General features: G+C 66.0%; 23 protein-coding genes and 1 riboswitch. Of the genes, 11 read left to right on the top strand and 12 right to left on the bottom strand.

The genetic code is table 11. From position 1 onward, the window contains the following. The first annotated feature begins 103 nt into the window (after positions 1–103). Positions 104–220: riboswitch (SAM riboswitch) on the top strand. A 66-nt stretch (positions 221–286) separates the two neighbouring features. The 7 genes from EV640_RS11035 (at position 287) to EV640_RS11065 (ending at position 9,479) form a co-directional block, all read left to right on the top strand. Further along, positions 287–1,675, top strand: a complete 1,389-nt coding sequence (locus EV640_RS11035; protein ID WP_036473931.1) for an LLM class flavin-dependent oxidoreductase — start codon at positions 287–289, stop codon at positions 1,673–1,675. A gap of 66 nt (positions 1,676–1,741) precedes the next feature. Beyond that, positions 1,742–3,457, top strand: coding sequence for an ABC transporter substrate-binding protein (locus EV640_RS11040; RefSeq protein ID WP_051500871.1), 1,716 nt, complete (start codon positions 1,742–1,744; stop codon positions 3,455–3,457). A gap of 3 nt (positions 3,458–3,460) precedes the next feature. After that, complete coding sequence (locus EV640_RS11045) at positions 3,461–4,498, top strand: ABC transporter permease (protein WP_051500870.1); 1,038 nt, start codon at positions 3,461–3,463, stop codon at positions 4,496–4,498. A 19-nt stretch (positions 4,499–4,517) separates the two neighbouring features. Then, on the top strand, positions 4,518–5,453 hold the full coding sequence (locus tag EV640_RS11050) for an ABC transporter permease (protein WP_084479356.1): 936 nt from the start codon (positions 4,518–4,520) through the stop codon (positions 5,451–5,453). Beyond that, positions 5,450–7,222: a dipeptide ABC transporter ATP-binding protein gene (locus tag EV640_RS11055; protein WP_084479355.1), complete on the top strand. Its 1,773-nt coding sequence runs from the start codon at positions 5,450–5,452 to the stop codon at positions 7,220–7,222. The genes EV640_RS11050 and EV640_RS11055 overlap by 4 nt, the downstream gene beginning before the upstream one ends. A gap of 102 nt (positions 7,223–7,324) precedes the next feature. After that, positions 7,325–7,645 carry a nucleotide pyrophosphohydrolase gene (locus EV640_RS11060; protein ID WP_036473918.1) on the top strand — a complete coding sequence of 107 codons (321 nt, stop codon included), beginning with the start codon at positions 7,325–7,327 and terminating at the stop codon, positions 7,643–7,645. Continuing rightward, entirely contained in the window at positions 7,632–9,479 is a 1,848-nt protein-coding gene (locus EV640_RS11065; RefSeq protein ID WP_133726433.1) for a DUF2075 domain-containing protein, read from the top strand. Before EV640_RS11060 ends, EV640_RS11065 begins: the two co-directional genes overlap by 14 nt. A 48-nt stretch (positions 9,480–9,527) precedes the next feature. Here EV640_RS11065 and EV640_RS11070 read toward each other — a convergent pair whose 3' ends face one another. From EV640_RS11070 to EV640_RS11105, 8 genes are all read right to left on the bottom strand, one after another. Continuing rightward, the gene (locus EV640_RS11070) at positions 9,528–10,004 is read right to left on the bottom strand and encodes a pyridoxamine 5'-phosphate oxidase family protein (RefSeq protein ID WP_133726434.1); all 477 of its coding nucleotides are present in this window, start codon (positions 10,002–10,004) and stop codon (positions 9,528–9,530) included. 87 nt (positions 10,005–10,091) lie between these two features. Then, positions 10,092–12,569 carry an ATP-dependent DNA ligase gene (locus tag EV640_RS11075; RefSeq protein WP_133726435.1) on the bottom strand — a complete coding sequence of 826 codons (2,478 nt, stop codon included), beginning with the start codon at positions 12,567–12,569 and terminating at the stop codon, positions 10,092–10,094. Positions 12,570–12,743: 174 nt separating this feature from the next. Then, positions 12,744–13,286 (bottom strand): carboxymuconolactone decarboxylase family protein, encoded by a 543-nt coding sequence (locus tag EV640_RS11080; RefSeq protein WP_036473915.1) that lies wholly within the window; start codon positions 13,284–13,286, stop codon positions 12,744–12,746. 59 nt (positions 13,287–13,345) lie between these two features. Continuing rightward, positions 13,346–14,056, bottom strand: a complete 711-nt coding sequence (locus EV640_RS11085; RefSeq protein ID WP_243832300.1) for a Crp/Fnr family transcriptional regulator — start codon at positions 14,054–14,056, stop codon at positions 13,346–13,348. A 226-nt stretch (positions 14,057–14,282) separates the two neighbouring features. Next, complete coding sequence (locus EV640_RS11090; RefSeq protein ID WP_133726437.1) at positions 14,283–15,329, bottom strand: ABC transporter ATP-binding protein; 1,047 nt, start codon at positions 15,327–15,329, stop codon at positions 14,283–14,285. Next, a complete protein-coding gene (locus EV640_RS11095; RefSeq protein ID WP_133726438.1) occupies positions 15,326–16,192 on the bottom strand; it encodes an ABC transporter permease in 867 nt (288 codons plus the stop codon). The genes EV640_RS11090 and EV640_RS11095 overlap by 4 nt, the downstream gene beginning before the upstream one ends. Further along, entirely contained in the window at positions 16,189–17,067 is an 879-nt protein-coding gene (locus EV640_RS11100) for an ABC transporter permease family protein (RefSeq protein WP_133726439.1), read from the bottom strand. The genes EV640_RS11095 and EV640_RS11100 overlap by 4 nt, the downstream gene beginning before the upstream one ends. Beyond that, positions 17,067–18,320, bottom strand: a complete 1,254-nt coding sequence (locus EV640_RS11105) for an ABC transporter substrate-binding protein (protein ID WP_208292198.1) — start codon at positions 18,318–18,320, stop codon at positions 17,067–17,069. Before EV640_RS11105 ends, EV640_RS11100 begins: the two co-directional genes overlap by 1 nt. 194 nt (positions 18,321–18,514) lie before the next feature. Here EV640_RS11105 and EV640_RS11110 point away from each other — a divergent pair, with 194 nt between their 5' ends. Both EV640_RS11110 and EV640_RS11115 read left to right on the top strand, forming a co-directional pair. Next, positions 18,515–19,150, top strand: a complete 636-nt coding sequence (locus EV640_RS11110; protein WP_166645913.1) for a TVP38/TMEM64 family protein — start codon at positions 18,515–18,517, stop codon at positions 19,148–19,150. After that, positions 19,143–19,766 (top strand): CDP-alcohol phosphatidyltransferase family protein, encoded by a 624-nt coding sequence (locus EV640_RS11115; protein WP_133726441.1) that lies wholly within the window; start codon positions 19,143–19,145, stop codon positions 19,764–19,766. Before EV640_RS11110 ends, EV640_RS11115 begins: the two co-directional genes overlap by 8 nt. On the opposite strand, the gene EV640_RS11120 is transcribed toward EV640_RS11115, so the two are convergent. Next, positions 19,751–21,178 (bottom strand): dihydrolipoyl dehydrogenase family protein, encoded by a 1,428-nt coding sequence (locus EV640_RS11120; protein ID WP_133726442.1) that lies wholly within the window; start codon positions 21,176–21,178, stop codon positions 19,751–19,753. The two genes, EV640_RS11115 and EV640_RS11120, sit on opposite strands and share 16 nt — an antisense overlap. 244 nt (positions 21,179–21,422) lie before the next feature. Between EV640_RS11120 and EV640_RS11125 the strand changes: the two genes are divergently transcribed. Next, a complete protein-coding gene (locus EV640_RS11125) occupies positions 21,423–21,983 on the top strand; it encodes a class I SAM-dependent methyltransferase (protein ID WP_279586517.1) in 561 nt (186 codons plus the stop codon). A gap of 40 nt (positions 21,984–22,023) precedes the next feature. Next, positions 22,024–22,764, top strand: a complete 741-nt coding sequence (locus EV640_RS11130; protein WP_133726444.1) for a flavodoxin family protein — start codon at positions 22,024–22,026, stop codon at positions 22,762–22,764. A 9-nt stretch (positions 22,765–22,773) separates the two neighbouring features. On the opposite strand, the gene EV640_RS11135 is transcribed toward EV640_RS11130, so the two are convergent. From EV640_RS11135 to EV640_RS11145, 3 genes are all read right to left on the bottom strand, one after another. Beyond that, positions 22,774–23,235 carry a hypothetical protein gene (locus tag EV640_RS11135; protein WP_243832302.1) on the bottom strand — a complete coding sequence of 154 codons (462 nt, stop codon included), beginning with the start codon at positions 23,233–23,235 and terminating at the stop codon, positions 22,774–22,776. Between the two features lie 132 nt (positions 23,236–23,367). After that, positions 23,368–24,066, bottom strand: a complete 699-nt coding sequence (locus EV640_RS11140; protein WP_036473908.1) for an 8-oxoguanine DNA glycosylase OGG fold protein — start codon at positions 24,064–24,066, stop codon at positions 23,368–23,370. An 86-nt stretch (positions 24,067–24,152) separates the two neighbouring features. After that, the gene (locus EV640_RS11145; protein WP_036473906.1) at positions 24,153–24,485 is read right to left on the bottom strand and encodes a cupin domain-containing protein; all 333 of its coding nucleotides are present in this window, start codon (positions 24,483–24,485) and stop codon (positions 24,153–24,155) included. Between the last annotated feature and the right edge of the window lie 23 nt (positions 24,486–24,508).

Raw genomic sequence — 24,508 nt, forward strand, 5'->3', positions numbered from 1 at the left:
GCGACTCCGGTCGCAGGGAGCCCATCCTCAACGTGTCGATATATGTCAGTAAATATGATCAAGTCTTGCACTTGGAATGAGTGCGTTCTACGCTGAACCAAGGAATCACGAGTTCCGGACGAAAGCCCTGGCTGTCCGGACAGCAACCCTCTCACCGTAGTGGGGTGCTCCAGGTGATGATTCGGCCCGGTGTCACAACCGTCCCGGGCAAGTACGGTGCCTGCGCATCCGCCCCGAGCACGGGACGCTGCGCGGTGCCACGGTCCGAAAGAGACGTGGAAACCTCATGCCTGACAGCAACTCCGCCCCCACTCCGCTGCACTTCAACGCCTTCGTGATGAACACGAACAGCCACATCCATCACGGCCAGTGGCGGCGCGAGGATGCCCACCAGACGGAGTTCACCGATGTGGACACCTGGGTCAATCTGGCCAAGATCCTGGAGGCGGCAAAGTTCGACGCCATGTTCTTCGCCGACGTCTCCGGCCACTACGGGGACTCAGATGCCGACTACTCGGTCTACCTCAACGAGGGCCTGCAGATCCCGTCCAATGATCCAACCGTGCTGCTCGGCGCGCTCGCCGTGGTGACGGAGAACATCGGCCTGGCCACAACCTCCAACGTCTTCCAGTCCCACCCGTTCCAGTTCGCCCGGCAGATCTCCACACTGGACCACATCTCCAAGGGTCGGATCGCCTGGAACATCGTCACCGGGATGCAGGACAACGGCTCACGCAACTACGGCATGCCGCGATTGACCGAGCACTCCGAGCGCTACCGCTGGGCCGACGAATACGTCGATGTGACCTACAAGCTCTGGGAAGGCTCCTGGGACGAGGGTGCAGTGATCAACGACCGCGCGGGATCCCGGTACTCAGACCCGGCCAAGGTGCACAAGATCTACCACCAGGGCGAGCGCTACTCGGTGGAAGGCCCACATCTGCCCTCACCCTCACCCCAGCGCACCCCGGTCCTGTTCCAGGCCGGCTCCTCCGTCTCTGGTCGCGACTTCGCGTCACGCAACGCCGAAGCCGTCTTCTTGGGGGCGCCGAACCCAGAAGTCGCCAAGGCGCAGATCGAAGACACCCGTGCCCGGGCCGTGGAAGCCGGACGCGCCCCAGAGGACATCAAGTTCTTCCAGGGGCTGAGCTTCATCATCGGTGACACCGAAGAAGAGGCGCAGCGAAAGCTCAAGGAAGCCGAAGAGTTCGTCTCGCTGGACGGCTACCTCGCGCATGCTGCCCTGGTGGATCCCGACGGACGCGTCTACCCGCCCGAGACGCCTCTGAAGGACGTGCAGACCAACACCCGGCGCGGATTCACCGAATGGGCTTCCAAGACGATCACCGATCGTGAACCGCTGGTGGCGGATATCGCCTGGCGTTCCAACCGCAGCAACCGGATCGTCGGCACGCCTGAGCAGATCGCTGACCAGCTGGAGGCGTGGCAGGCCGCCGGCATCGACGGGGTCAACGTCGTCAATTGGGTGATCCCCGGATCCTTCCAGGAGTTCGCCGAGAAGGTGCTGCCGGTGCTGCGCGATCGCGGACTGGCTCAGCGCGAATACACTCCGGGCACGCTGCGGCAGAAGCTCTTCGGCCGTGATCGGCTGCCCGCGACCCACCCCGGCGCCCGCTACCGCGGAGCCTTCGCGCAGGTCCCAGCGACTGTCTGATCTGTGACGTCCCGGGCCACTCGCGCCCACGTCCTCTCTGCTTGAACCACTCCGAGAAGGAGCACCATGACCACCCCGCCCCACCTGAACGCACCCAAAAAGAGACAGAGATTCAGGACCCCGCTCAGCGCTGCGGCGATCCTCAGCGCCACCGTACTCACCGCCTGCAGTGGCACCTCCGGCCTGGTCAGCGCCGAACAGGTTGCCGACCGGCAGCCCGCTGACGGCCCTCAGTCCGGCGGCATCATCGAATATGGACACCTCCAAGAGCCGAAGTGCGTCTACGGCGGGTGGATCCAGGAGAACTTCACTGCGCGCCAGATCCTGGACTCGCTCGTCTCACAGGACGCCGATGGCAAGATCGTTCCCTGGCTCGCCACCGACTGGGAGGTCTCGGAGGATCAGCTGGTCTGGACCCTGACCCTGCGCGATGACGTGTCCTTCACCGACGGCACGCCGGTGGACGCTGAGGCCGTGGCGTATAACTTCGACCACTGGCTCGACGGCGGCAACGGCACCGCGGCCGCGCACCTGGGCGGGTTCTACGAGGACTCCAGCGCAGTGGATGAGCACACCGTGGAGGTCCACCTCTCCGCGCCGTTCTCACCGTTCCTCTCGACGCTTTCCCAGTCCTACTTCGGGATCCAGTCGCCCACCGCGCTGGAGACCCGCAGCGAGGAGGAGAACTGCAGGGCCCCGATCGGTTCCGGACCCTTCACCGTGCAGGCATGGGAGAGCGGCCAGTACCTCGAGTTCGTCCGCAACGAGGACTACAACTCCGCCCCCGCGAACGCCAAGCACCAGGGCCCGGCGTACGTGGAGGGCATCCGGTGGAGCTTCATCCCTGACAACACCTCGCGCTACGGCTCGCTGCTCTCCGAGGAGAGCGACGTGATCGGAGAGGTGCCGGCGGTCAACATCGCACAGGCCCGGGAACGGTTCGACTTCGAGCAGTACATCACCCCGGGGCGTCCGGTGGTGATCAACCTGAACACCGAGAAGGGCGCCTTCGCCGATCAGCAGGTCCGCCAGGCGCTCAGCTTCGCAACCGATCGGGAAGCCAATATCGAGTCGGCATTCCTGGGCACGGTCCCCTTCGAGCCCAGCGGATACCTCTCCCAGAGCACCCCGGACTACGACGTCGACGCGGCCACCGAGTACCCCTTCGACCTGGACCGCGCCGATGAGCTCCTGGACGAGGCCGGCTGGACCGAGCGCGCTGAGGACGGCACCAGACTCAAAGCCGGGGAACGGCTCGAAGTGGTGTTCACCTACGGACTGAACACCATCGTCACCCCCGACGGAAACACCGCGATCCAGAACTTCCAGGAGCAGGCCCGCGATGCCGGCTTCGACATCCAGCTGCGCCCGCTGACTCCCTCAGAGAACTCCTCCGGCGCATTCTCCGGCCCCGATGCCTATGACGCCCAGGTCGGCTACTGGACCTCACCACACGCCGGCATCCTCAACATCAACTACCGGCCAGGCACCGAGGATCAGCCCAATGGGGCCAACACCACGTTCCTGGTGGATGAAGGAGTCTTCGCAACGATCCAAGAGGCGCTGCAGGCTCCGACGTCGGAGGACGTCACGAAGCATTTCTCCCAGGCGCAGCACGAACTCAGCGAGCTCGCCCCGGCCATCGGGCTCTACACCCAGACCAACACCATCGCCGTCTCCGATGAGCTCAGTGACGTCTGGCTCGAGGAGTCCCAGGGCTCACCGGTCTTCCACGACGCCTATTTCCGCGCTGAAGAATCCGTCACCGAAGAAGAGGGCTGACCCATGACTGTTCCGCCACTCAGCGCCACCACCGAGCCATACCAGGCCACCACCGCTGATCCGACTCCCGTCTCCCCACGTCAGAGAACCGATCCGAGACTCGTGGTCTCGCTGATCCTGCGCAAGCTCGGCGGGGCCGCCTTCGTCGTCTGGGCAGCCGCCTCCCTGACCTTTCTGATGCAGGCGCTTCTGCCGGGAGATCGGGCCACCATGCTGCTGAACCAGCAGACGGGTCAGGTCCAGGAACGCTCCGCAGAGGAGCTGGCACCGATCAATGAGATGTTCGGATTCACAGACCCGCTTCTCGTCCAGTACCTGAGCTTCCTGGGCGGTCTGCTCCGTGGAGATCTCGGCGTCTCCTACCAGCTGCTGCAGCCGGTCACCACGGTCATCGGGGACCAGATCGCGCCGACCGTCATCCTGACCTTCTCCTCCCTGGTGGTCGCCTGGGTCATCGCGCTGGTGCTGCTGGTGCTGACGGCTCGCCGGGTGGGTTGGGTGTCCCGGTTGTTCTCCGGCCTCGAAGCCGCCGCCGCTGCGCTGCCCCAGTACTGGCTGGGCATCATCCTGCTGGTGGTCTTCGCCCTCGGCCTGGGACTCTTCCCGGTGGTCGGGGGAGAGGGACCCCTCGGACTGGTCCTTCCCGCCCTGACCCTGGGCCTCCCGTTGGCCGGCTTCCTAGGCCAGACCATGCGCGCCGAGTTCGAACGCACGCTGGACGAACCCTTCGTCCTCACCGCCCGGGCTCGCGGGATGAGCGACACCGGGGTGCGGATCAGGCACGTGCTGCGCCACGCGCTGCTGCCTGGTCTGACTCTGACCGGCTGGGCCATCGGCTCTCTCTTCTCGGGGGCGGTGATCGCGGAGAACGTCTTCTCCCGGCCAGGCCTTGGGGGAGTGCTGGTCGATGCCGTCAACGGGCGTGACCTGCCGGTGGTCTGCGGCGTCGTGATGCTCGTGGCGCTCATCTACGTCATCGCAAACCTGGTGGTGGACACCGCCTACGTCCTTGTTGATCCGCGCCTGAAACTGACTCACTGAGTCAGAACTGGAGTAACCAATGACCACCACACTCAACGGTCCCGCAGACCAGCGGTCACCGACCCAGCATTCGACAACCCAGAAGCCGACGACGGTGGCCTCCCAGCTGTACTCCTCGCTGCAGTCCCGCAGACCCAAGAGCCGGCTCCGTCAGGTCCCGCTCACCGTCTGGATCGCCGCGGTCTTCGCGCTGGTCTTGTTGATCGCCAGCCTCGCGCCGTCGCTGTTGGCCACCCACGATCCCCGTGCCATCAGGCTCGAGGCACCCTTGGCGTCACCGAACTGGGAGCACTGGTTCGGCACCGATCAGTCCGGGCGTGACCTGTACTCCCGGATGGTTCACGGGGCGGGACAGTCGCTGCTGATCGGCCTGGGCGCCACTGGGATCGGGGTCGGTCTTGCCGTGATATTCGGCGCCTGGGCCGGATTGGGCGGGCGATGGGCGGACGCCTTCATCGGCCGTGGCCTCGATGTCTTCTTCGCGTTCCCGACGCTGCTGCTGGCCATGGTGTTCATCACCGTCTATGGGCCCTCGGCACCCACGCTGATCCTTGCGGTTGGGCTGGGGACCGCTCCCGGCTACACCCGGATGGTGCGCGGACAGATCCTCGCCGTGCGCCACTCGGGATACGTGCAGGCCGCCGAGGCGCTGGGACATTCACCCTGGCGGATCCTGAACCGACACATCCTGCCCAATGCGCTTCGTCCGCTGCTGGCGATCTTGACCCTGGGCATCGGCCAATCGATCGTCTGGGCCTCCGGACTGGCCTTCCTCGGCTTCGGCGTGGCCCCGCCGTCGCCGGAATGGGGTGCGCTGCTCGAAGCTGGCCGCCCCTACATCACCGAGGCCTGGTGGCTGGAAATCCTGCCCGGCCTGGCCGTGCTCGCCACTGCACTGACCGCCACGATTCTGGGCAAGCACCTCGAATCCGCCTTGGAAGGATCACAGACATGACCACGACTGTCATCAACCCCGATATCGAGACCACTTCCCGCATCCGCCCCGACACCGCGCCAGACGTTGCCCCCGCAGAGGCGTCGCTGGTGACGCTGGAGGATCTCAACGTCTGGTTCACCGATGCTGCCGGCGCGGCTCACCACGTGGTGCACGACCTCTCACTGGATATCAACCCAGGTGAATGCGTGGCGGTGATCGGGGAATCTGGGTCCGGCAAATCCGTGACTGCCCGCACCCTCATCGGTCTGACCGGGCCCAACTCGCATATCCAAGCCACCCGTGCCAGCGTGGACGGACGCGACATCCAGCGCACTACCGACGCGCAGTGGCGCAGGATCCGCGGGGCGCAGATCGGTTTCATCCTCCAAGATGCGCTCGTCTCCCTGGACCCGTTGCGCACCATCGGCGCCGAGATCGGCGAGTCGCTGCGGCTGCACGGAGTCGGCAAGGCGGCTCAGCGCAGGGAACGGGTGATCGAGCTCCTCGAGGCGGTGGGCGTGCCGGAACCCGAGATGAGGGCCAGGCAGCGCTCCGGAGAGCTCTCCGGAGGTCTGCGCCAGCGGGCCCTGATTGCTTCAGCGATCGCCAATGATCCTCCGCTGTTGGTGGCCGACGAACCCACCACCGCCCTGGACGTGACCGTGCAGGCCCAGGTGCTGGACCTCCTGGCGCAGCGCAAGGCTTCCGGGACCGCCATCTTGTTGATCAGCCACGACTTCTCCGTGGTCGGACGCCTCGCCGATCGAGTCCTGGTGATGCAGGGCGGGCACATCGTCGAGCAGGGCACCGCGGAGGACGTGCTCAACCACCCGCAGCATGAGTACACCAGGCAGCTGTTGGACGCCGTCCCCTCCGGCGTCACCAAGGGTGAGTACCTGACCTCGGCCAAGCGTGAGCATGCCTCGGTAGCCCTCAATACCTCCCCGGTGCGAACCCACGAAGTGGCGGACGCACCCCCGGTGCTGGAGGCCACGGGTCTGACCAAGTCTTTCCGCGGTCCCGATGGCGTCACTCGCACTGTGGTCAAGGACGTCTCCTTCGACGTCCGAGCGGGTCAGACCCTGGGGATTGTGGGGGAGTCCGGCTCGGGAAAATCCACCACCGCATCCATCGCCCTGGGCTTCCTCCAGCCTGATTCCGGGTCCGTGTTGCTGAACGGGAAGCCATGGAGCGAGTTGGGAGTGTCCGGGCGGCGCAGCCGCCGGCGCGACGTGACCGTGGTCTATCAGGACCCGCTGAGCTCCTTCGATCCGCGGTGGAGCGCCGAACAGATCCTCACCGATGCGCTGGAACCTGCCACGGACGGCATCGCCTTCGGCGCTCGCCGCCGGCAGCGTGCCCAGCTGCGGGATCGGGCCGAGGAACTGGTGGGTCTGGTCGGGCTGGACCCGCAACATCTCGCCAAACACCCGCTGCAGCTCTCCGGCGGGCAGCGCCAGCGGTTGTCCATCGCCCGTGCACTGGCGCCGGAGCCCGATGTGGTGGTGCTGGATGAGGCCGTGTCAGCGTTGGACGTCTCGGTCCAGGCCCAGGTGCTGGATCTGCTCACCGAGTTGCAGGAACGGCTGGGGACCACCTACGTGTTTATCTCCCATGACCTGGGCGTGATCCACCACATGAGTGACCACATCCTGGTGATGAAGGACGGGGAAGCAGTGGAGTACGGGAACGCTGAGCAGATCTTCCACGCACCGGCGCACCCGTACACCCAGGAGCTGCTGAACTCACTGCAGACGATGACCGCTCACACGCCGCGCGGCCGCTGATTAGGCCAAGGGTTGCCCTCATTCTGAGCATGGAATGTACCCAGGGCGTATCTTCGGTTGGACAATCATCGCTTCATCCACACGAAGAGGTAGCGTGGCGATATGTCGTTGTCAGATGTCAAGGGTGAACTCAGGATTCTTGTTGCCGAACGCGAATGGGCCCAGTTCCATAGTCCAGAAAATTTGATCAAAAGCATCGCCATCGAATCTGGCGAACTTCTGGAATGCGTGCAGTGGAACAACAAGGTGGACCCTGATCTGGTTCGGACTGAGCTCGCTGACGTGCTCACTTATGCGTACCTGTTGGCGGATCGAATGGGTTGGGATCCTGATGAGGTGGTCCTCGATAAGCTTCGATTGACCCGAGACAAGTACCCGGTGGAGAAGTCGCGAGGGAAGAGCACCAAGTATGACCAGCTTTGAGATTCGGTCCTACCCTTTCGCGAAAGGCGCGGTCTCGATCCTCTCTGACGCTGACGAGAGGTATGGGAACTGGCCTGCCGTCTACACGCTTCGGAATGAGCGATCGATCTACGTCGGTGAGTCACGGAACGTCGCCTCCCGGATCCGCCAACACCTCGCGTCAGGCGCGAAGGACGCAATGCAGCACGTCCAGATCATCCTCGATGACACCTTCAACAAGTCCGCCGCGCTGGACCTCGAAGCTTTCCTGATCGAATACCTCGGCGGTGACGATCGCTATGTCTTGCTCAATCGAAACAAGGGCATAGTTAACGGAGACTACTTCGATCGAGCCAAATATCGCGAGACCTTCCAGGAGATCTTCGAGGACCTCCGGAGCAAAGGTATCTTCGAGCGGTCACTGCCAGAGATCCAGAACGACGACCTCTTCAAGCTGTCTCCATTCAAGGCCCTCACTCCGGAGCAAGCCGTGGCCGTCGAGGACATCCTGCGAGACCTTCTGGGACGGGTACCTGGTCAAGGGCACGATGTCCCTATCGTCGTGCAGGGGGATCCAGGTACAGGCAAGACCGTCGTGGCCATCTACTTGATGAAGCTCCTGGCTGATATCGGAACTGCAGAAGATGCCGAGCTGGACACGACTATCGATGACTCGGACTCGCGATTCGCAGAGTTTTTCACAGAAGGCAATCGAGAACGCTTGAGTGCGCTCTCGATCGGTTTCGTCGTTCCACAGCAGTCCCTTCGAGCCTCGGTGGCTGAGGTTTTCAAGCACACGCCTTACTTGGAGCGTTCGATGGTGCTTGACCCATTTGCGGTAGGGGAGTCCGAGAAGCACTTCGATGTCCTGGTAGTTGACGAAGCGCACCGGTTGAACCAGCGGGCCAACCAGCCATCCGCAAGCCAGAACACGCGCTTCACCGAGATCAATCAGAAGCTCTTCGGACACGACGAGAGTCACTACACGCAGCTGGATTGGATCAAGCAGAAGAGTGATCATCAGATCTTGTTCCTGGATGGTGCACAGAGTGTGAGGCCTGCAGATATCCCTCGCTCTTCGTGGGAGTCGCTGCTGGAAGTTGCCAAGTCAGCGGACAGGCACCATGAGCTTCACTCGCAGATGCGAGTCCAAGCTGGACGCGGCTACATCGACTACGTTCGCGCCATACTGCGATCCGAAGCGCCGGGATCGGATGAGTTCGCCGACTACGAGATCGAGATGTTCTATGAGCTTCAAGTGATGCACGATCGGATTCGGGAACGGGATGCTGAGCACGGACTCGCTCGTCTGGTCGCCGGCTACGCGTGGGAATGGAGAAGCAAGAAGGACAAGAGCCTTCCTGACATCGTGCTCGATGGCTACGGACTTCAGTGGAATCGGACCACCAAGGATTGGATCAATTCGAGTACATCGCTCGATGAAGTGGGATCGATCCACACGGTTCAGGGATACGACCTGAACTATGCGGGAGTCATCATCGGCTCCGACCTGAGGTTCGATACCGAGCAACAACGGATCGTCTTCGATCGGTCCAACTACTTCGACAAGAAGGGGAAAGAGAATAACCCCCGCCTTGGCCTTGAGTTCAACGATGAAGACTTACTTGAGTACGTCATAAACATCTACGGGGTACTGCTCACCCGAGGAATCAAGGGAACGTACGTGTACGTCTGTGATCCCGACCTTCGTGAGCATCTCGCCCCCTACTTCACCCAAGTCAGGCCGGGGAACTCTAGGCCCGATCTTGGGAAAGCCCCTAGCAAGGCAATTGGTCCATCCGCGTCGGATGCTCCAGGCGTGGGGGATCGGCAGCGGCAAGAGGTTCGGGAATGAGAGGGGGCGAGAAACCCAAGTTCCCCGCCCCGAGTCATTAGTGGCTGCTTACAACTCCACGCGCCCCTGGTCGCCCATGTTCGGGGTCTCCGAGGATAGCGAAGCCTTCGCCATCTTCACGAGTGCGGCGGCCTTGCCGGGGCCCTCCCAGTACTGGGCGGTCTCGGGAGTTACCTCGATCAGCACGGCGTTGGGATCCTCGGGGCCGCTCTCGAAGTAGGCCTTCGGGCCCAGGTCCCACAGTTCTTTCTTGCGCTCGAGATCGGCGATGACCTGAGCGGAGCCTGCGATGGAGACCCAGGTGTGGGCATCCACGAAGCCGAGGTTGACCTCGCCCTCACCGATGATGTCCTCAACCTTGTCCGAGTTCAGCGGGGTGAAGAACCAGAACTTGTGCTGGTCGTCGATCTCGGTGACGCCCATGGGGCGGGAGACGATGCGGTGGTTTTGGTCCACTGTGGTGAACATGCAGGTGCCGATGCTGTTGAGCTTCTTGACGAGCTCGTTGGCAGTCATATCAGTCATATCGTTCTCCTGTGTTGGGTATGAGCTTCTCGTTAGGCAGTCTACGGATCGTGGTTCCTCTGTACAGCGCTTCAGCGCTGAGCTAAGTCAGGGCCCGCTGTCCATCCGCACTCCTCGCCACGTGGGGTGGCGCAGCCGGTTGTCCCTGGTCAAACCGGAATGCCGGACCTCCGCAGACAGCTTCGGAATGACCCAGGTGGCGTCGGAGGCATCTTCACGGGGGACGTCATCCACCGGGGGAGTCTTGCGCGTGATCTTCTCCAGTTGGGTGCGGATGTCGGTGAGGTCGACGTCGCTGAAGCCAGTGCCGACCCGCCCGGCGTAATGCAGCTCGCCCTCCTCGTCCTCCATACCCAGCAGCAGCGAGCCGAAGGTCTTCGCGCGGCCGCCCTTGCCCTGGCGCCAACCGATGATCACCACATCGGCGTGATTCTCATGCTTGAGCTTCACCCAGTCATCCGAGCGCCGGCCGACCCGGTAGACGCTGTCTTTCCGCTTGGCCACCACGCCCTCGAGCTTGAGCTCCGAACTGACCTCGATCGCTTCCTCCAGCGAGTCACCGAGGTCGCCAGGGACCTGGACGTGCGTGCCGTTCTTCGCCAGATCCTCCAAGAGCTCCCGCCGTTCCCGGTAGGGCTTCTTGGCGAGGTCGCCCTGTTCCGCGGTGTGCAGCACATCGAAGACCATGAAGTGCACGGGGATCTGCTTTGCTGTCTGCTCGATTTCGCGTGACTTGGTCAGTCGGCCGCGGCGCTGGAGCAGCCCGAAGTCCGGCCTGCTGCCAGAGTTCAGGGCGACCACCTCGCCGTCGACCACGGTGCCCGGTGGGACGAGCTCGGCGAGCTCTGCGAGTTCCGGGAAGGTCTGGGTGAAGTCTTTGCCGTTGCGGCTGCGGATCTCAACGTGTCCGTCCTCGTGGACTGCGGCGATCGCGCGGTACCCGTCCCACTTGCCTTCGAACACCCACCCGGAGCCGCGAATGTCCGCAGGCTTCCCGGGACTGGCCAACATGGGAGAGGGGAGCGGATCAGGGATCGGCGTGGGCTTGCGCTCGGGCTTCTGCTGGGACTTCGGTGTGGACCGCTTCAGCGGGGATTCGAACGGCTTCTTCTCGGCGTCGGGCCGCGCGGACTTGGCTGAACTCGGCTGGTCCTTGGTGAGCCGAATCAGCCAGTTCTTGCCGTTGTCCTTGCCCTTGCTGGTGTTGACCAGGGCGTAGCGCCGCGGCACCCCGCCCAGGCCGCCGTCGGGCTGACCATGCAGGATGAACCGGATCTTGCGCTCCTCCCACTTCTCGATCTCCACGGTGCCGGTGTCCCAGATGGTGACCTCGCCGCCGCCGAACTCGCCCTTCGGGATGGTGCCCTCGAACTCGGCGTATTCGATCGGATGGTCCTCGGTCATCACCGCGAGGTGCTGCTCACTGGGGTCAAGTGGCGGGCCCTTGGGCACCGCCCAGGAGACCAGGACGCCGTCGCGCTCCAGGCGGGTGTCATAGTGCAGCGCGGTGGCGTGATGCTCCTGGACCACGAAGATCGGGGCGTCACCCCGGGTCGCGGGGGAGTCTGCGGGGACAGGTTCGGGGGTCTTGGCCGCATCGCGCATCGACCGGTAGGTGGTCAGCGCGTCGTGCGTGGAGGGCAGGCCGTCCGGGGCGTCGTCGTCGGAGCTGAAGTTCGCAAGCGGATCGGTGCCGGATGCCAGGCGCTGCGTCACCTGGTGCATGTCCAGCTGGGTGAGCTTGGGGTCGTCGAGCTCCTCCCAGGTCCGCGGTGCGGCCACATATGGACCCTCCGGTGAGCCGGGTCGACCGCGCAGCGAGTAGGGGGCGATGGTGGTCTTGTTCGGGTTGTTCTGCGACCAGTCGATGAGCACCTTGCCCTGGCGCAGGGACTTCTTCATATCGCTGACCACCGCGTCCGGGTGATCGGTCTCCAGCGCCTTGGCCAGCTCGTGGGCCACCGGGGAGACCTGTTCCGAGGTGTAGGTTCCGTTCAGGGCGGCGTAGAGGTGGATGCCCTTGGAGCCGGAGGTGACCGGGATCGAGGGCAGGTTCATCTCATCGAGGATGTCGCGGCACCAGAGGGCCACCTGCGCACAGTCGCTGAGGTCCGCACCGGGCCCGGGGTCCAGGTCCAGCACCAGTCGGTCGGGGTTCTGTGGTTCGCCGTTCTTGCCGAAGCGCCACTGCGGAACGTGGATCTCCAGCGCGCCCACCTGTCCGAACCAGGCCAGCACTGCGGGTTCGTTCGCCAGCGGGTAGATGTTGCTGTGATCGGAGTGCTCCAGCTCCTGGCGCGGCACCCAGGCCGGGGCGGAGTCCTCCAGGTTCTTGCGGAAGAACGGCTCGCTGGGCTTGTCCGCGGTGCCCACGCCGTCGGGCCAGCGCTTCCGGGTGGCCGGACGATCCCTGGCGTGGGGGAGCATCGCGTCCGCGACGGTCTGGAAGTAGTGGATGACCTCACCCTTGGTGGTGCCCGAGGCGGGGAAGAGGACCTTGTCCAGGTTGGAGAGCCGCAGCTTGTGGCCACCCACGGTGACAGTCTGCTGCCGCTTGCTAGCCATGGGTCAACCCTGGTCGCGGAGGCTGAGTGTTGGCTGGGCGCTTCGTGACGGATGGCGCAGACCCTGCCCACAGCGCGCCAGTGGCGGGCGCCGCAGTTCGCGGCGCCCGCCACCAGTCAGCCTCAGGCTACGAGCGGTTCAGCGCTGCGTTCCCGCAGGCTGCGCCGCCGCAGGCTACAGCGAGGGTGCGGCCGGGACGTCGAGCTCGGTCTTGACCATGTGGTTGAAGTAGTTGGTGTACAGGTTCACCGTCACATGGCTGGAGAGCTCGGTCAGCTCCTCGGTGCTCCATCCGGCATCCAGCGCGGCCTGCCAGGTGGCGTCCTGGACATTGCCCTTCTCCGCGGTCGCCTCGCGGGCCACCTCCAGCAGAGCATGCAGCTTCGGGTCGAAGTCGACCTCGCCGCGACGGATGGCCACGGTCTGCTCCTCGCTGAGTCCGGCACCCTTGGCGCCCTGGGTGTGGGCGGACTGGCAGTAGGTGCAGTCATTGACATTGCCCACGGCCAGCGCGATGGCTTCCCGGGTCTGTGCGTCGAAGGTTCCGTAGTCCGCGATGACCTGCTGGATGGCGATGTAGGTCTGCAGCGCCACCGGTGAGGACGCCATCGCCCCATGGATGTTCAGGACCTTGCCGAACTTCTGCTCCAGGTCCTTCAGCTCAGGCTGGACGCTCTCGGGTGCGGTCTCGACGGTTTGTACAGCGGCTCGTGTCAAAGTGATGCCTTTCTCTTGTGTGGATCCCGCCAACCGATAGGTGTGGGCGGCGGAAGAATCTAGGAGGTCGTTCTGGCGGTGGACCGCAGCCCCTGCGAATCCTTGACGGTGATGCGTCCGCGGGCCTGCCGGATGTAACCCTGCGCGGCGAACTCCGAGAGGACCTTGCTGGTCCCCTCACGGGTGGCTCCGAGCAGGCCGGCGAGCTGTTCATGTGTGATGCGGATGGTGCCGCCGTGCCCCAGTCGGGCGCTGAGCGCGGTGGTGGGGGCGGATTCGGCCAGGGTGAGCAGCGTCTTGGCGGCGCGGGCCGCCAGGGGACGCAGCGCCAGGTCGGTGAGCCGCTCTTCCAGGCGGGCCACCTGGTCACCGAGGAGCTTCGCGATCCGCAGCGCGATGCGTGGGTCCGCTATCAGGTGCCGCTCCACGTCTTCCACCGTGAGCTGGCAGATGACCGAGTCTTCGATGGCCTCGGCGTAGTTCTCATACATCCGCTGACCCACCAGCAGCATCTCGCCGAAAACCGCTCCCGGCTCCAGGATCGCCAGCGTCAGCGTCTTCCCGTCCTCGGCGACCCGGAAGACCCGGACGCGCCCGGATTTCAGCACGAACAGGGCACTGACTGGTTCCGACTGCGAGAAGACCAGCTCCCCGGGGCCGAAACGGCGTTCCGGGACCATCTGTTCCAGTCCCTCCATCTCGGCAGGGCTGAGGTCAGCGAACAGGTCCACCTCATCCAGGCAGGTGAAGTCATCGGTGGCGAAGCTCAAGGGGTCTCTCTCCCGTCGCTGCGGAGACCATGGTTGGTCACCGCATGTTGAGGCATGGGTGAGGTGATGCACGCATGCGCTGGGTGTCTCCATGATGGACATCTCCTGCTCCCTCCTTCAACTTCGGCGGCACCGTGTCTCGGCTGCACTGACCACCGTAGGTGCGTCGTCGAGCGCAGGTCTGCAATCCAGCGCACACTCGCGCACAGGCACGACGGCCACCGGCTCAGAGCGGAACCACCCATCCCGCGGTCCCGCGCAGGCCCACCCCGGTGGTGTCCCCGCGGCTCAGCCTCGGCGTCCCGGTGACCTCGACGGCCACGTCGACCCGCTCCTGATCTGCAGCTGCGTCCAGCGTGACGCGCACCAGGGTGTGCGCACCGGAGGGTCTGATCTGGGTGACCGTTCCTCGGGCGGGGGCCTCACCGGCGCCGGTCAGCTGCAGCGATTCCTGCCGGGGCATCAGCAGGGCTGGGCCGTCGGGAGTGTCTGGGGCGACAGTGATCCGGCCCAGTGCAGAATGGTGCACCCCCGCGCGGATGACGCCGAGAACCTCATTCAGCCCGCCCAGGATGCGATTGACCGCCGGAGAGGCTGGTTGGTGGTGGATCTGGGCGACGGGGGCGTGCTGGAGGATCTCACCGTGCTCGAGCACCGCGATGGTGTCGGCCAGGACCGACGCCTCACGCCGGTCGTGAGTGACCAGCACGATGGTGGGGCGAAGCTGCTCGCGGATTGTCTCGAGGAGCTCGTACATGTCTTCGCGCAGCCCAAGGTCCAGCGAGCTGAACGGCTCGTCCAGCAGCAGGATGCGCGGTCGGCGCGCCAGAGCGCGGGCCAGCGCCACGCGCTGCTCCTGCCCGCCGGAGAGCTGGCCCGGCATGCGCTGGGCGTAGTCGGCCAGCTGGACCAGCTCCAGATACTCACGCGCCTGACGCCGCGACTCCGCCTTGGAGCCTCCGGCCATGCGGGAGGCGAAGGCCACGTTGTCCACCACGCTCAGATGTGGGAACAGCAGCGGCCGCTGAAACACCAGCCCGGTCTCGCGCTTCTCAGCCTCCACCGCGGTGACGTCCTCCCCGTCGATGCGCACCTGCCCCGCCGAGGGTGGCAACAGTCCTGCGGCGATGCGCAGCAGCGTGGATTTTCCGCTTCCGGAGGCTCCCAGCAGAGCGACACAGCTGCTCTCCGGCACGCAGAGCGTGATGTCTCGCAGCACCTCCTCGGCACCGAAACGGTGCGAGACCGCGTCGAAGGTCAGGCTCGAACTCATGGCGAGATCCTTCCACGGGCGCCCCAGCGGGCCAAGAAGGCCAGCAGAATGACAGGCGGGAGGATCATCGCCAGGGACAGCGCGGCGGTGAGCTGTTCACCACCGGTGCTCGACGCCGAGGAGCCCAGCAGCATCGGAAGCGTGCGGAACTGGCCACCCCCGATGAGCACCGTGGTGATGTAGTCGCTCCAGCCCACAAGAAACGCCAGGAAGCCGGCACGGGCGATCGCCGGTGCCAGGAGTGCCATCCGCACCGTGCGGATCACCCGCACCCGAGACGCCCCCAGAGTGCGTGCCACCTCCTCGAACCGCCAGTCATAGGAGGCCAGCGCGACGCTGAACATGTAGGTCGTGTAGGGCAGGGCCGTCACCGTGAGCACGATCAGCACGGCGGCAAACGTGGGGACCCGGGCAGAGAGCAGCAGCACATTGGCGCCCATGACCAGAGCGAAGGGTGGAATCGCCAGCGGGGTCAGCAGAAGGAACCCCACGATCCGGGACAGGGTGCGCGGGAGCCTGTGCAGGCTGAACGCGGCCAGTGCCCCCAGCGTCGTGGCAGCGACGGCGACGCTCATGCCCAGCGCCAGGGACCACAGACCTGCCTGGAGGATCTCGGGACTCAGCAGTGATTCCAGCGCCTGGGACGACCATGAGCCGGGCAGCGGTGCGGGCGCCCGCCACTGACCGGCCACAGACCACAGCAGCACCGGGGCCAGGGGCAGCAGGATCCAGAGCAGCAGCGCCGCACCCAGGACGACGGGCAGGATTCTTCGCCACCCGGAAACCGATGCTCGCCGTGCGCTGGGCTGAGGCCTGCGTTCGGGGACGCGGCTGCTCGGGACCGGCTTCGTCACCGTGGTCATGAGCTGACACCTGACTGGGCTCTCGAGCGTCGTCTCGAGCGGCGAGTCAGCAGCAGTCCCAGCCCGATCACGGCGAGCGCGACCGCCACGGAGGTCAGCGCGGTGGCCATCGCCTCCGGGCGGGAGCTCAGGTCCACGGATCCGAAGAGCCGCACGGCGCGCACCGAGAGCGGCTCCGGGGCCACCGGCCCCAGCAGCCAGGGCGCCTCATAGGAGCCGAGGGTGTAGACGAACACCACCAGCCCGGCCACGCCCAAGGGGACCCGGGCCAGCGGAAGGATCACGTGCAGCATCCGCTGCCGTGCTGAGGCGCCCAGCGTCGCCGCGGTCTCGGTCAGCTCAGCCACCGGCCGGCCGATCCCGCCGAGGACCACCAGCGCGACGAAGGCAGACTCCTTCCATGCGAACTCCAGAATCACCGCGGCCCACCAGGAATCACCCACCAGCTGCGGAAATCCCTCGGGCATGCCCAGCACGCGTGCCAGGAAGCCGGCATCGGCGAGCAGCAGCCCGATGGCCCCGGAGGCCACCAGATGCGGGATCGGGATGGTGGCCGCGCTGAGCGCCGCCACCAGTCGGCCGCCGCGACCCGCGGTGAGCGCATACGCGGCGACCAGAAAGCCGACCACGAGCGCGAGGGCCGTGGACGCCGTCGCGAGGTAGAGGGACACGCCTGCCGACTCGAGCAGAGACGCCCCGTCGGCCCACGCCTCGGTGCTGAACCTGGCCTCTCCGAAGACGGGCAGGAACCCCAGGCTCTGTAGCAGCGCCGTCAGCAGGGCGGCGCCGATCACCAGGACCACCAGCAGCACGGCAGGGGCCGCGGTCAGCAGCGCCCGCCGAGAGGCTGATCGCTGCCCTGAGGGAACGCTCATCAGCGCCTGGCCACGGACTCTCGCCACGCCTCATCCAGGGCAGGCACCCAGTCGAAGCCCAGCTCCGCATGAGCGTTGCGTGACAGCTCCTGGTAGGAGGGCACCACCGGGGAGCTGGGCAGCTCCTCGAATCGTGACCGGTCCGCCGAGTCCAGCCCCTCGACGTCGAGCACGGTGAACTGGCCCCACACCTCAGGGTCGGCCTTGAGCGCCTGCTGGGCAGGGGAGAGCGCGAGGTTCGCCACGGCCATCGCCCCGGCGGTGTCCTGCGCGTTGACCGGGATCGCGAGGAAGCTCGCGTTGCCCACCGTGCCCTCCTCCATGGGCATCACCCGCGTGGAGGCAGGCAGCGCCCCGGAGTCGACGAGTTCGGTCAGCCGGGCCGGGCCGTAGGTCATCCCGATGTCGATCTGGCGGTCGTTGAAGAGCTCGTTCAGCGCCTGCTCGTCCCGTGGGTAGGTGGCGCCCTCGCGCCAGAGCGAAGGTGCCAGCTCCTCCAGCGTCTCGATCGCGGCGGGGGAGTGCTCCGCGAAGCTCTCCGCGCTGAACTCCAGCGGGATCTCCCCGGCGCCGCCGGCCTGGGAGATCATCACCTCGCGCAGAAAAACGCTGCCGGTGAAGTCAGGGGGCCCGGGGTAGGTGAATCGCCCAGGGTTCGCCTCGGCCCAGTCGATCAGCTCCGGCAGCGACTCCGGTGGTTCGGCCACGGCCTCCGAGTCATAGAAATAGGTGAACTGCGCCTTGTGCCAGGGAGCCTCACACCCGTTGACGGGGGTCCCGAAATCATCGCTCAGCAGCGGGTCCGCAGGGTCGGTGTGCTCCATATTGGGCAGCATCTCGGTCCAGCCGCAGCGCCACGCCTCGGCCTGGCGCCCGGTGCTGAACGTGGGGCCGTTGACCCAGACCAGGTCCACGGAGCCGTCCTCGCGTCCGGCCTGCCGCTCATTGAGCACCCGATTCAGCGCGTCCGCAGTGTCGGTCACCGGGACTCGGCGCAGCGTGATGCCCAGCTCCTCCGCCGCCGGGGCCAGTTCCTCATCGACATAGGTGTTGCCCTGCTCATCACCGCCGTACATCCACAGGTCCACCGTCTGGCCCTGGGCCGCGTCCAGCACGGCGTCGAAGTCGGTGAACTCCTCGGGCGCGGCCACGGAACCTCCTGCGCAGGCCGAGAGCAGCAGGGCGCCAGCTGCCAGGGACGGGAGGATCATCAGGTGCTTCTGTGTCCGGGTGCGGGGTCTGTGCCGGGTCATCGGGTCCTTCTGGTCTGGGGGAGGCGGATCTGGAGGAGACGGGTCTGGGGGAGGCGGGTCTGGGGTGCGGGTTCACGTAGGGTCATGGGGTGAATGAGATGGGGGCACAGGGGATGCAAGGTGAGAGCCCCGAGCCTGGTGTCCCGGAACCACGCGAGGAGCCTCCTGCGGCCGGAAGGCGAGACAGGAAAGCCGTGCTGAAGGCGCTGGTCCTGCTGATCGCCCTGGTGCTCTTCACCGTGGCCGCGCTGGCACTGCCGATCCCGAGTGTGGAGCAGATGCGGGCCAGTGTGGCGGAGGCAGGCTGGTGGGGGCCCCTCGGTTTCGGCGCCGCCTACGCAGCCCTGACGTTGGCGCCGGTGCCGAAGAACGTGCTCTCCATCGGGGCAGGCGTGCTCTTCGGGTTCGGACCAGGGCTGCTGATCGTCTACAGCGCCGCCATGGTGGGCGCCGCCGCGGCGTTCTGGCTCGGCCGCGTCCTGGGCCGGGAAGCCGTGGAACACTTCACCGGGACCCGCGTCGCCAAGGTCGAGGAGGTCCTGCTGCGCCACGGCTTTCTTGCCGTGGTCGGGGTCAGGCTCGTGCCCGTGCTGCCCTTCACCGCGATCAACTACTCGGCCGGGCTGACCGCCCTGGGCTGGTGGCCGTACCTGCTCGGCACGCTGGTGGGCATGATCCCCGGCACTGCCAGCTACCTCGCGCTGGGCGCCTATGGCTTCCAGCCGGGCCTGCAGGCCGAAGTCGCCTTCGCGGTGCTGGGCCTGCTGACCCTGGCAGCGATCGCCTACATGGTCCGGGCTCGCGGAAGACGAGGCCGAGCAGATGTTTGATGCACGACTGCGCTCCAGCCTTGGCCCCGCACTGGACGCGGCCGCGCGATGGCTCGACGTGCCCGCGGTGACCCCGAACCGACTCACCGCATTGAACCTGGTGGCGGGCCTGGCCAGCGCGGCGCTGGCCGCGACCCAGCTGTGGATCCCGGCGCTGCTCATGTGGTTGCTCTGCAGACTGGCTGACGGCCTGGATGGGCCGCTGGCGCGGCGTCGTGCGCTGGGGTCATCGCCGGCCTCCGGGCAGGGCGGATTCTTCGACATCTGCGCGGACTTCATCGTCTACGGAGCGACGGTGATCGGCGTGGCGATCGGCGCGAACGCGGCCTTCGACGCACCCTGGCTGCCCTTTCTGCTGGTGCTCTTCGCCTACTACATCAACGGCGGCGCCTTCCTGTCGTTCTCCTCCATCGCGGAGAAGCAGGGCAGAACGCTCGACGACGGACGCTCGCTCTCCTTCCTGGGTGGCCTGGCGGAGGGCGGTGAGACGGTTCTGGTGCACAGCCTGTGGCTGATCTTCCCCGCCGCGGCCGCCTATATCGCCGCGGTGTGGGCGCTGCTGGTGTGCCTGAGCGCGGCCCAGCGCATCGTCGCGGGATTTCACGCGCTGCGCTGAGCCCGGGAGCGCCGGTTCCGGTTTTGGTCCCGGTATCGGGCGACGGCGGCCAGCGTGCCGGTGAGCGTCTTGACCACGGGGGAGTCCAGCCCCTGGCGCGCATGGGCGACCGCCGCGTTCCACAGCGCATCGTTGTAGGTGGGATAGGCGTGGGTGACGCCGGCGAGCTGACGGGTGGTCAGCTTACTGGCGACGGCGAGGCTCAGCTCGCCGAGGGACTCGCCTGCCCGCGGGCCCACGATGGTCCCGCCGAGGATCCGGCCGCGCCGGCCGATCACCAGACGCACGAAGCCCTCACGTGCTCCTTCGGTCACCGCGCGGTCGGTCTCCTCCAGGGTGACGGTCGAGGTGCTCATCCCGGGGCCGTCGGCGTCTGTGAGACCGACTGCGGCGACCTCCGGGGAGGTGTAGGTGATGCGCGGGACGGTGGTGCTGACCCGTCGCCGAAGTCCGAGGACGGCGTTGGAGGCGGCGGTGCTGGCGTAGGCCCCGGCCAGGTGGGTGAACTTCGGGTGCGTGGTGACATCTCCGGCGGCCCAGATCGAGCTGTTCGAGGTGCGCATGGTGTCATCCACGAGCACCTGCCCGGAGGAGTCCAGATCCACGTCGAGGTGCTCCAGGCCCAGGGAGGCGGTGCGCGGGGTCCTGCCGGTGGCCACCAGGATCACCTCTGCCTCGAGCTCGCGTCCTGCCGTGGTGGTGACCAGCGAACCAGCCGCACCCCGGCTGATCAGGCGCGCCTCGTCGTCGTCGAACACGGTCACCCCGTCACGTTGAAGACTCGCCTGGACCAGGCTTGCTGCGTCGCGGTCCTCTTTGGGCAGCAGCCCTGAACGGGCCAGTAGCGTCACCTCAGACCCGAGCCGGGCGAAGGCCTGCCCCAGCTCACAGGCGATCGGCCCGCCACCGAGGACCAGGAGCCGGGCGGGCAGGTCGGTCAGCTCCCAGATGGTGTCCGAGGTGACGGTCTGCGCCTGCCCCAGGCCAGGGATCTGCGGAACGGCGGGAGAGCTGCCGGTGGCGATGAGAGCTCGGCGGAAGCGGAGGAGCCGGCCGTCGATCTCGGCCTCGCCCGGTCCCGTGAACCGCGCGCTTCCGTGCAGAACGGTCACGCCGGCGCGCTCCAGAGCTTCCGGTGAGTCCTCCGGCTCGATGGTCTCGATGGCCGCGCTGATCCGTTCCCGCACCCGTGGAAAATCAGGTTCCGAGCCGCCGCTGGTGCGCACCCGGGCTGCCTGCGCAGCGGCCGAGAGGAGGGTCTTCGAGGGGACGCACCCGGTCCAGAGGCAGTCGCCTCCGGTGCGGTGCGCCTCGACGAGCACGGTCCGTGCGCCCAGCCGGGCGGCGGTCTTGGCGCCCACGATTCCTGCGGTCCCGCCACCGATGACCAACAGGTCGATGGGCTGATCCATGGAGGGGTCCTTCGTGCAGATCGGATGAGACCAGCTCAGCCTACGGGCGTCGAACTGGGCGATCTGTAAACCAAGACACTTTCCTCCAGCTTCGAGATGAGTAAGGTCAGAAGAGATCGACGGGGAGCTGCCCGGAGATCGCCCGTGTGGAAGGAGCGCGACCATCGAGAAATATACGGCCTTCGCGCCCCTGTACGATCTGCTCTCCGCCGAGTACCCCGTCTACGGTGCGGGCCGAGAACGGCTGGTCGAGCTGCTCGGGTTCCGGACGGGAGACCAGGTGCTCGACATCGGGTGTGGCACGGGGATGAACTTTCCGCTCGTGCAGGATCGGGTGGGTCCCGGCGGGATCATCGTCGGCGTGGACCGCAGCGCCCAGATGCTCGCCCAGGCCCGAAGAAGGGCGGTGCGCCACGGTTGGGAGAACGTGATCCTGATCCAGGCCGATGCCACCGCGTTCAGTGCCGAGCAGATCTCCGTCGAGGTGACACGGGACGGAGGCCGCCCGTTCTCCGAGGTCACGCTGGCGACCTACGCGCTCTCGCTCATGCAGCAGTGGGAGAACGCCTGGGAGACCATGCAGCAGCTGACGGTGACGCGAGGCCGGTTGGGGGTGCTGGACATGCAGCGACCGACGGGACCCAGCGCACTGTTGACGCCTCTGGCGCGGACCGCCTGTTGGCTGGGCGGAGCAGACATCGATGCGCATCCGTGGAAGGCGCTGGAACGCGATTCCGCGGAGGTCCGTTCCGCCTCGGCTCGGGGCGGGCACCTGCAGGTCCGCGTGGGCAGCAAGCCGCGCTGATCCACGAGACTTTGAACCGGCGGAAAGAGGAGCGGTCACCATGAGCGGATACCCGGAGGCCCCGGACGGGGACAGCGGATTCTCGGGATTGAAGGCGGTCTTCTTCAACTGCACCCTCAAACGCAGCCCCGAACTGTGTCACACCTCAGGACTTGTCGAGCTCAGCGCCGGCCTGATGCGCCGGCAAGGAGTGCAGGTGGAGATCATCCGCCCCATCGACCATCCGATCGCCACCGGGGTCTACCCAGATATGACAGAGCACGGGTGGGAACGCGACGCATGGCCAGAGCTGTTCGAACGGGTGAAGGCGGCCGACATCATCGTGGTGGCCGGACCCATCTGGCTCGGGGACAACAGCTCGGTCACCAAACAGGTGATCGAACGCCTCTACGCGATGTCAGGACTGACCAACGACGCCGGTCAGTACATCTACTACGGCAAGGTCGGCGGAGCACTGGTGACCGGCAACGAGGATGGGGTGAAGCACTGTGCCATGAACATCCTCTACAGCCTCCAACACATCGGGGTGACGATCCCGCCCGCTGCGGACGCGGGGTGGATCGGTCCGATCGGCCCAGGCCCCAGCTATCTGGACGAGGGGTCCGGTGGACCGGAGAGCGACTTCACCAATCGCAACACCACATTCATGGCCTGGAACCTGATGCATATGGCTATGATGCTCCGCCGGGCGGGTGGAATTCCTGCCTGGGGCAATGTCCCGGAGCAGTGGCGCGCCGCGGGGCGGGACCCCGATCTGGATCCCAACCCCGATTACCGATGAGCCGGGCCTCTACCTGCGCCGATTCAGGACCGCGACGACGACCACGCCGAGGATGAGGCCGTAGATGAGGTGGCCCATCAGGCTCCACAGCGCTGTCGCGTCGAGGACGAATACCGGCATCCCCATCATCAGGGGCATGATCAGCAGCGGGCCCAAGACCCACCAGAGAGCGCCGTAGATCAGGCCGATGAGTGCTCCGCGGCCGTAGCTCGAGAACACGTGACCGAGAAGCACCACAAGGCCCAATGCGATGAGGGCCGAGATGACGAGGTGTACGCCGAAGCCCACTCCAGCCGAGCTGCTTCCGACCAGGGACGCGATCATCGGCAACATGCCCATCATGGCCATGAGGGCTCCGAAGACGAGCCCGCCCGCAAGGCCGCCTAGCATCCCGGCAGAGACCATCTGTCCCATCGAGCTGGTGGGCCTTGCGGTGCTTGGTGTTCCGTGTGCTGCAGTGGGAGCAGACATCGGATCGTCCTTTCTTGAGGTGAGAACCTATGACCTCAATCTAGAACGGCTTGTCGGGTAATTCTGTGATCCAGGACACACACGGCGGGCACCTGGATGGCGCCCGCCGCGTGGCGTTTCCTGCGGAGTGTCTTATGCCCGGCGGGTGATCGCCAGTTCGATCTCATCGGCGCGGACCGTGCGGTCCACGGAGGAGTCCTGGGAGGCCTCATCGGCCCATTCGGTCAGCAGGGTGCAGTACTGCTCGTAGACCTCGGGGACCCAGACGTCGGTGGTGGCATCGGGCCAGGCGTCGCGGGCGAGGTTCGCGGCGATGTCGCGATCCAGGCTGAGGAGCTTCGGCTGCGCGGCCGCGCCCTGGGCGAAGTAGAGGAACTTCGTGGAGAACGCGGGGCCGAACCACGGGATCCGGCCTGCGCCGTCCTCAGTGGTCAGGATGCTGAAGGCATCCTTGGCGAACTCTTCGCTGCGGGCTGCGTTCCATGCGGAGACAAGCAGCTCGGAGGCTTCCTCGCGGTGAGAGGCGAAGTTGTCCAGGCGGTGGTGCAGACGCGGAACCTTGGGTCCGAGGCCCCAGGACAGCGAGTAGTAGAAGAGCTGGAAGGCGTTCTCGGCGGTGCGCTCGCGGTCACCGATCTCGAACACGTCGCGGCGGGTCAGCGAGACCTTATCCAGGCTGCGGAGCATCCCGGTCAGTTCGGGGAGGCCGCGCTTGGAGAGTTCGGCGCGCCAGCGGGCGGCGTCGACAGCGACACCGTGCTTCATCACCGCGTTGGAGCCGGGCAGTTCGTGCAGGATGTCCTGGGGCAGTCGTGCGTCTTCGTTGATCATGCTCCAACCCTAATGCGCCCAGCGGTCCGCATGCCCCACCTGCCTGACGCCTAGGCGGTTCAGGGGGACCTTTGGGGAGGCTTCGCTCAGCGCAGCTTGACCACCGTGAGCATGATGACGGAGTCCTCGACCGCGTCCAGCGAATGCAGTCCGTCGGGGATGGTGAGGAGATCTCCGGGCGATCCGTTCCAGGACGCCTCACCGGACTTCAGCAAGACCCGGCCTTCCAACACCTGCAGAGTGGCTTCCCCCGGGTTCTCGTGCTCGGAGAGCTCCTCACCTGCACGCAGTGCGATGACGGTCTGCCGCAGCTGATGCTCGTGTCCGCCGAAGACCGTCTTCGCGCTCCTGCCGCTGGAGGCTTCGCGGGCCTGCTCGAGTTCATGCCGTGACAATGCGATCAGCGAGGTCTTCTGCATGGTGTTCGCTCCGATCTCTGATG

The organism is Nesterenkonia aurantiaca (assembly GCF_004364585.1).
Lineage (GTDB): Bacteria > Actinomycetota > Actinomycetes > Actinomycetales > Micrococcaceae > Nesterenkonia > Nesterenkonia aurantiaca.

Excerpts from the sequence above, each read along its gene's own strand:
- EV640_RS11035 (WP_036473931.1), top strand. The coding sequence starts at position 287 with ATGCCTGACAGCAACTCCGCCCCCACTCCGCTGCACTTCAACGCCTTC.
- EV640_RS11060 (WP_036473918.1), top strand. The coding sequence starts at position 7,325 with ATGTCGTTGTCAGATGTCAAGGGTGAACTCAGGATTCTTGTTGCCGAA.
- EV640_RS11065 (WP_133726433.1), top strand. The coding sequence starts at position 7,632 with ATGACCAGCTTTGAGATTCGGTCCTACCCTTTCGCGAAAGGCGCGGTC.
- EV640_RS11115 (WP_133726441.1), top strand. The coding sequence starts at position 19,143 with ATGTTTGATGCACGACTGCGCTCCAGCCTTGGCCCCGCACTGGACGCG.
- EV640_RS11050 (WP_084479356.1), top strand. The coding sequence starts at position 4,518 with ATGACCACCACACTCAACGGTCCCGCAGACCAGCGGTCACCGACCCAG.
- EV640_RS11070 (WP_133726434.1), bottom strand. The coding sequence starts at position 10,004 with ATGACTGATATGACTGCCAACGAGCTCGTCAAGAAGCTCAACAGCATC.
- EV640_RS11135 (WP_243832302.1), bottom strand. The coding sequence starts at position 23,235 with ATGTCTGCTCCCACTGCAGCACACGGAACACCAAGCACCGCAAGGCCC.
- EV640_RS11095 (WP_133726438.1), bottom strand. The coding sequence starts at position 16,192 with ATGACCACGGTGACGAAGCCGGTCCCGAGCAGCCGCGTCCCCGAACGC.
- EV640_RS11140 (WP_036473908.1), bottom strand. The coding sequence starts at position 24,066 with ATGATCAACGAAGACGCACGACTGCCCCAGGACATCCTGCACGAACTG.
- EV640_RS11075 (WP_133726435.1), bottom strand. The coding sequence starts at position 12,569 with ATGGCTAGCAAGCGGCAGCAGACTGTCACCGTGGGTGGCCACAAGCTG.
- EV640_RS11130 (WP_133726444.1), top strand. The coding sequence starts at position 22,024 with ATGAGCGGATACCCGGAGGCCCCGGACGGGGACAGCGGATTCTCGGGA.
- EV640_RS11100 (WP_133726439.1), bottom strand. The coding sequence starts at position 17,067 with ATGAGCGTTCCCTCAGGGCAGCGATCAGCCTCTCGGCGGGCGCTGCTG.
- EV640_RS11040 (WP_051500871.1), top strand. The coding sequence starts at position 1,742 with ATGACCACCCCGCCCCACCTGAACGCACCCAAAAAGAGACAGAGATTC.
- EV640_RS11090 (WP_133726437.1), bottom strand. The coding sequence starts at position 15,329 with ATGAGTTCGAGCCTGACCTTCGACGCGGTCTCGCACCGTTTCGGTGCC.
- EV640_RS11055 (WP_084479355.1), top strand. The coding sequence starts at position 5,450 with ATGACCACGACTGTCATCAACCCCGATATCGAGACCACTTCCCGCATC.
- EV640_RS11105 (WP_208292198.1), bottom strand. The coding sequence starts at position 18,320 with ATGACCCGGCACAGACCCCGCACCCGGACACAGAAGCACCTGATGATC.
- EV640_RS11120 (WP_133726442.1), bottom strand. The coding sequence starts at position 21,178 with ATGGATCAGCCCATCGACCTGTTGGTCATCGGTGGCGGGACCGCAGGA.
- EV640_RS11045 (WP_051500870.1), top strand. The coding sequence starts at position 3,461 with ATGACTGTTCCGCCACTCAGCGCCACCACCGAGCCATACCAGGCCACC.
- EV640_RS11145 (WP_036473906.1), bottom strand. The coding sequence starts at position 24,485 with ATGCAGAAGACCTCGCTGATCGCATTGTCACGGCATGAACTCGAGCAG.